A 6440-nucleotide genomic window follows, 5' to 3' on the forward strand; every position below is an offset into this window, starting at 1 on the left:
CGAAGGCGCGTGGGGCGGCACAGGCGCTATGGGAGCGCCTGCGGTCGGCGTGGGTTCACTCCGGATCGTAGTCCAGGTTCGAGGCCAGCCAGCGTTCGGCCTGTTGCAGCGAGACGCCCTTGCGCCGGGCGTAGTCGGCGAGTTGGTCCTTGCCCAGCCGGCCGACCACGAAGTACTGGCTCTGCGGGTGGCTGAAGTAGTAGCCGGACACCGCGGCGGTCGGCAGCATCGCGAAGCTCTCGGTGAGCGACATGCCGGCATTGCGACCGGCGTCGAGCAGGGCGAACAGGGTCTGCTTCTCGCTGTGGTCGGGGCAGGCCGGATAGCCGGGCGCGGGACGGATGCCGCGATAGCGCTCGGCGATCAGCGCCTCGTTGTCCAGTGCCTCGTCGTCGGCGTAACCCCAGAACTCGGTGCGCACGCGCTGGTGCAGGCGTTCGGCCAGCGCCTCGGCCAGGCGGTCGGCCAGGGCCTTGAGCAGGATCGCGTTGTAGTCGTCGTGCGCGGCCTCGAAGCGCGCCACGTGCGGTTCGATGCCGATGCCGGCGGTGACCGCGAAGGCACCGATCCAGTCCTGCCTGCCGCTGTCGTGCGGGGCGATGAAGTCGGCCAGGCAGAAGTCCGGGCGCTCGGCGGGCTTGTCGACCTGTTGTCGCAAAAAGTGCAGGGAATGGGGAATGGAGAATCGGGAATGGTCGAGCGGCGCGGTCGCGCCTGACGATTCCCCATTCCCGTTTCCCGATTCCCGGTCCGTCAGGACGACAACATCGTCGCCCACCGACTGCGCCGGCCACAGCCCGAACACGGCCTTGGCGGTCAGCCATTTCTCCTCCACGATCCGCTGCAGCATCGCCCGCGCGTCCTGGTACAGCTCGCTGGCCTGCTGCCCGACGATCTCGTCGGTGAGGATCGCCGGGAACTTGCCGGCCAGTTCCCAGGCCTGGAAGAACGGGGTCCAGTCGATCAGCGGGACCAGGTCGTCCAGCGGGTAGTCGTCGAACACGTGCAGGCCGGGCTGCCTGGGCGCCGGCGGGGTGTAGGCGTCCCAGCCGCCGTCGAAGCGTTGCCCGCGCGCGTGCGCGAGCGAGACCAGGCGCTTGGCGTCGCCGCGGTTCTTGTGGCGCTGGCGGATCTCGGCGTAGTCGGCGTCGTTGGCGGCCACGAAGGCCGCGCGCAGTTCGCGCGAGATCAGCGATTGCGCCACGCCCACCGCGCGCGAGGCGTCCTTGACCCACACCGTCGGCGCCGCGTAATGCGGGTCGATCTTCAGCGCGGTGTGCGCGCGCGAGGTGGTGGCGCCGCCGATCAGCAGCGGCATCGAGAAGCCCTGCCGCTGCATCTCGCGGGCGACGTGGGTCATCTCTTCCAGCGACGGGGTGATCAGCCCCGACAGGCCGATGATGTCGGCGTTCTCGGCGCGGGCGCGGTCGAGGATGGTCTGGGTCGGCACCATCACCCCCAGGTCGATCACGTCGAAGTTGTTGCAGGCCAGGACCACGCCGACGATGTTCTTGCCGATGTCGTGCACGTCGCCCTTGACCGTGGCCATGACGATCTTGCCGTTGGACTTGCCGGTGTCGCCGCTGCGCAGCTTCTCCGCCTCGATGTAGGGCAGCAGGTAGGCCACTGCCTTCTTCATCACCCGCGCCGACTTCACCACCTGCGGCAGGAACATCTTGCCGGCGCCGAACAGGTCGCCGACCACGTTCATGCCGTCCATCAGCGGGCCTTCGATCACGTCCAGCGGCCGCGCGGCCTGCTGCCGCGCCTCTTCCGTATCGACCTCGACGAACTCGTCGATGCCATGCACCAGCGCATGGCTCAAGCGCTCGCGTACCGTCTTCTCGCGCCACGCCAGCTTTTCCCGGTTCCCGATTCCCGCATCCCGATTCCCGGCCTTTTTGTAACGTTCGGCGATCTCCAGCAGGCGTTCGGTGGCGTCGCGGCGGCGGTTGAGGATCACGTCCTCCACGCGCTCGCGCAGCTCCGGGTCCAGTTCGTCGTAGATCGGCATGCCGCCAGCGTTGACGATGCCCATGTCCATGCCCGCGGCGATGGCGTGGTACAGGAACACCGAGTGGATCGCCTGGCGCACGGTCTCGTTGCCGCGGAACGAGAACGACACGTTGGACACGCCGCCGGAGACGTGGCAATGCGGCAGGGTGCGTTTGATCTCGCGGGTGGCCTCGATGAAGTCGACCGCGTAGTTGTCGTGCTCCTCGATGCCGGTGGCCACGGCGAAGATGTTCGGATCGAAGATGATGTCTTCCGGCGGGAACCCGACCTGCTCGGTGAGGATGCGGTAGGCGCGGGTGCAGATCTCCACCTTGCGCGCGCAGGTGTCGGCCTGGCCGACCTCGTCGAAGGCCATCACCACCGCCGCGGCGCCGTAGCGCAGCACCTTGCGCGCGTGCTCGACGAACGGCGCCTCGCCTTCCTTGAGCGAGATCGAGTTGACCACGCTCTTGCCCTGCAGGCACTTCAGCCCGGCCTCGATCACGCTCCACTTGGAGGAGTCGACCATCACCGGGATGCGTGCGATGTCCGGCTCGGACATGATCAGGTTGAGAAAGCGCACCATCGCCTTCTCCGAGTCGATCAGACCCTCGTCCATGTTGACGTCGAGGATCTGCGCGCCGTTGGCGACCTGCTGGCGCGCCACCTCCACCGCCTCCTCGTAACGCTCTTCCTTGATCAGCTTGCGGAACTGCGCGCTGCCGGTGACGTTGGTGCGCTCGCCGACATTGACGAACAGCAGGTCCGGGGTCAGCAGCAACGGCTCCAGGCCGGACAGGCGGGTGTGGCGGGCGGAGGACATGGTCAGCGTTCCGAAAACGGGGAGGTGCCGGCGCACGCGCAGGCGGCAGCGTGCCCGCGCAGGACTGCGCGGGCGGGGGCGGCGGGCGTGCGCGCGACGGACATCAGGCGGCCTGCGCCGGCGCCGCCAGCGGCACGCGCGGCGGCAGCCCGCGCACGGCCTCGGCGATGGCGCGGATGTGCGCCGGGGTGGTGCCGCAGCAGCCGCCGACCAGGTTCAGCAACCCGGACTCGGCGAACTCGCGCAGCGTCGCCGCCATTTCCTCGGGGGTCTCGTCGTACTCGCCGAAGGCATTGGGCAGGCCGGCATTGGGATGCGCGCTGACGTAGCCATCGGCGATCCGCGCCAGGGTCTCCACGTGCGGGCGCAGGTCCTTGGCGCCGAGCGCGCAGTTCAATCCGACCGACAGCGGCCGCCCGTGCGCGACCGAGGCATAGAACGCTTCGGCGGTCTGCCCGGACAGGGTGCGGCCGGAGGCATCGGTGATGGTGCCGGAGATCATCACCGGCAGGCGCCCGCCGCGCGCGTCGAACACCTCCTCGATCGCGTACAGCGCGGCCTTGGCGTTGAGCGTGTCGAAGATGGTCTCGACCATCAGCGTGTCGGCGCCGCCGTCGATCAGGCCGTCGATGGCCTCGCGGTAGGTGGCGCGCAGTTCGTCGAAGCTGGTGTTGCGGAAGCCGGGGTCGTTGACGTCCGGGCTGATCGAGGCGGTGCGGCTGGTCGGGCCGAGCACGCCGATCACGAACCGCGGCTTGTCCGGCGTCAGCGCTTCGACCGCGTCGCAGCAGGCACGCGCGACCTGCGCGCCGGCCTTGTTGAGTTCGTAGACCAGGTGTTCCAGGTGGTAGTCGGCCTGGCTGATCGACGTCGCGTTGAAGGTATTGGTCTCGAGCAGGTCGGCGCCGGCATCGAGGTAGGCGCGGTGGATCTCGGCGATCACCTCCGGCCGGGTCAGCAGCAGCAGGTCGTTGTTGCCCTTCAGGTCGTGGCCCTGCGGCGCGTGGTCGCAGCCAGGGCCGTGCACGTGCCCGGCCTGCGCGTCGTAGCCCTCGGCGAAGCGCTCGCCGCGATAGTCGGCCTCCTGCAGCCCATGGCGCTGGATCATCGTGCCCATCGCTCCATCGATGATCAGGATGCGTTCGGACAGGGCCTGCAGCAGTTTTTGCGTGCGCTCTGAGTTTAGCCAGTGCAGGCCCGGGATTGGGGATTGGGCATTGGGGATTGGTGAAACAGCCGCGCGACTCATGCTCCTGCCTCCGCCTTGGCTTTTGCCTTCTCCAATCCCGATTCCCCACTCCCGATTCCCGGCTTCCCCGCAATCAACGAAATCACTTCGAAGTGCGGCGGGCGCTTCTCGCGGGTCACAGTTTCCAGGCTGGAGACTTCGAGCCCGGCCTTGCCGACGAACTTGCGCAGTTCCTTGGCCGAAAAGCCGAGGTTGACGTGGCCGTAGGCCTGCACCGCGGCCTTGTGCTCGTGGCGTGCCAGGCTGCACAGCAGCAGGCGGCCGCCCGGCCGCAGCACCCGCGCCGATTCGCAGACCGCCTGCGCCGGCTTGGTCGCATAGGTCAGGGCATGCATCATCACCACCAGGTCGAAGCTGGCATCGGCGAAGGGCAGGGCATGCATGTCGCCCTCGCGCACCTCCACGTTGCCGAGCCGGCGCAGGCGTTCGCTGGCCGCGGCCACCACCCGTGCGCTGGTGTCGATGCAGACGTAGCGGCGTGCGTGCGGCGCCACCAGTTCGGCCAGCACGCCGTCGCCGGAGGCGATGTCGAGCACGTCGCCGGTTTCCAGCAGCGGCAGGGCGGTGCGCGCCAGCGCTTCCCAGGTGCGGCCCGGCGAATAGTGGCGCTCCATGTCGCCGGCCACCGAGTCGGCCCAGTTCTGGTCGGCGGCGCGGTTGGCCAGCACCGCGGCCACGCGCTCGGCGTCCTGGCGCAGCAGCGGGTCGTCGCTGCCGGTGCTCAGCGCCAGCCACAGCGCGCGCTGCGCGGGGTCCAGCAGGGTCTCGTCGAAGCGATAATAGGCCGACACGCCGGCGCGGCGGTCGCGCACCAGCCCGGCCTCCTTGAGCTTGGCCAGGTGGGTCGAGACCCGCGGCTGCGCCAGGCGGGTGATGGCCGACAACTCGGCCACAGTCAGCTCCTCCTGTTCCAGCAGTGCCAGCAGGCGCACGCGGGTGGCGTCGGCGAAGACCTTCAGCCGGGACGACCAGTCCTCCAGATCCATAAATATCTTCCTATCGCGATATAGAGATATTTTGGTCCGGGCGGCGGTTCCGGTCAAGTTGCACACGCCGGCGTATGGTCGGCACGGCTACAATGGCCGGACCAATATGCCCGGGAGGGGTTCGACGTGGATTTCAGCTTTACCGAAGAGCAATTGATGATCCAGGACGTGGCGCGGCGCATCGCCCAGGAGCGCATCGCCCCCAGCGCCGAGCACCACGACCGTGCCGGCGAATTCCCGCTGGAGAACATCCGCCTGCTGGGCGAGAACGGGCTGATGGGCATCGAGGTGCCGGAAGAGTACGGCGGCGCCGGCATGGACCCGATCGCCTATGTGCTGGCGATGGTCGAGATCGCCGCCGGCGATGCGGCGCATTCGACCATCATGTCGGTCAACAACTCGCTGTTCTGCGCCGGCATCCTCAAGAACGGCAACGAGGAACAGAAGCAAAAGTATGTGCGCGCCATCGCCGAAGGCCGCGAGATCGGCGCCTTCGCGCTGACCGAGCCGCAGTCCGGCTCCGACGCCACCGCGATGCGGTGCCGCGCGGTGCGCCAGGACGACGGCAGCTTCGTCATCAACGGCAAGAAGAGCTGGATCACCTCCGGCCCGGTCGCCAAGTACATCGTGCTGTTCGCGATGAGCGAGCCGGACAAGGGCGCGCGCGGCATCACCGCCTTCGTGGTCGACACCGACAAGCCCGGCTTCCACCGCGGCAAGACCGAGCCCAAGCTGGGCATCCGCGCCTCGGCCACCTGCGAGATCGAGTTCCAGGACTACGTGGCCAGCGCCGACGAGGTGCTGGGCACGCCGGGCGAGGGCTTCAAGATCGCGATGAGCGTGCTCGACGCCGGCCGCATCGGCATCGCCTCGCAGGCGATCGGCCTGGCCCGCGCCGCCTACGAAGCCACCCTGGAGTACGTGAAGGAGCGCAAGGCGTTCGGTTCGCCGATCGGCGCGTTCCAGATGACCCAGGCCAAGATCGCCGACATGAAGTGCAAGCTGGACGCGGCGCTGCTGCTGACCTTGCGCGCGGCCTGGCTGAAGGGGCAGGGCCAGCGCTTCACCACCGAGGCTTCGGTGGCCAAGCTGACCGCCTCCGAGGCGGCGATGTGGATCACCCACCAGGCGGTGCAGATCCACGGCGGCATGGGCTATTCCAAGGAGATGCCGCTGGAGCGCTACTTCCGCGATGCGAAGATCACCGAGATCTACGAGGGTACCAGCGAGATCCAGCGCCTGGTGATCGCGCGTAACGAGACGGGGTCCCGGGTCCCGGCTTTACCGGTCAGGTTGATGCCGCGCCAGGCCGGCTTCCTGCATCTGCGTGAACTCCTTCGACGGCTCGTCCAGCTTGGCGTAACTCATCCGCCGCCCTCTAACGATA

Annotated in this window: 3 protein-coding genes and 1 pseudogene; 1 reads left to right on the forward strand and 3 read right to left on the reverse strand. The window is 68.2% G+C overall.

Going from position 1 to position 6440, the window contains the following annotated elements:
* Positions 1-55: 55 nt before the first annotated feature.
* The 3 genes from metH to CEK66_RS13780 form a co-directional block, all read right to left on the reverse strand.
* Complete coding sequence (gene metH, locus CEK66_RS13770; RefSeq protein WP_152237282.1) at positions 56-2818, reverse strand: methionine synthase; 2763 nt, start codon at positions 2816-2818, stop codon at positions 56-58.
* A gap of 103 nt (positions 2819-2921) precedes the next feature.
* Entirely contained in the window at positions 2922-4067 is a 1146-nt protein-coding gene (locus tag CEK66_RS13775; protein WP_152237283.1) for a homocysteine S-methyltransferase family protein, read from the reverse strand.
* Positions 4064-5053 (reverse strand): metalloregulator ArsR/SmtB family transcription factor, encoded by a 990-nt coding sequence (locus tag CEK66_RS13780; protein ID WP_193312655.1) that lies wholly within the window; start codon positions 5051-5053, stop codon positions 4064-4066. Before CEK66_RS13780 ends, CEK66_RS13775 begins: the two co-directional genes overlap by 4 nt.
* Before the next feature lie 126 nt (positions 5054-5179).
* Between CEK66_RS13780 and CEK66_RS13785 the strand changes: the two are divergent.
* Positions 5180-6325, forward strand: a pseudogene (locus CEK66_RS13785) (acyl-CoA dehydrogenase family protein); the annotation flags it as partial.
* Positions 6326-6440 lie beyond the last annotated feature (115 nt).

This window comes from Xanthomonas sp. LMG 12460, assembly GCF_009192895.1.
GTDB classification, from domain to species: Bacteria; Pseudomonadota; Gammaproteobacteria; order Xanthomonadales; family Xanthomonadaceae; genus Xanthomonas_A; species Xanthomonas_A sontii.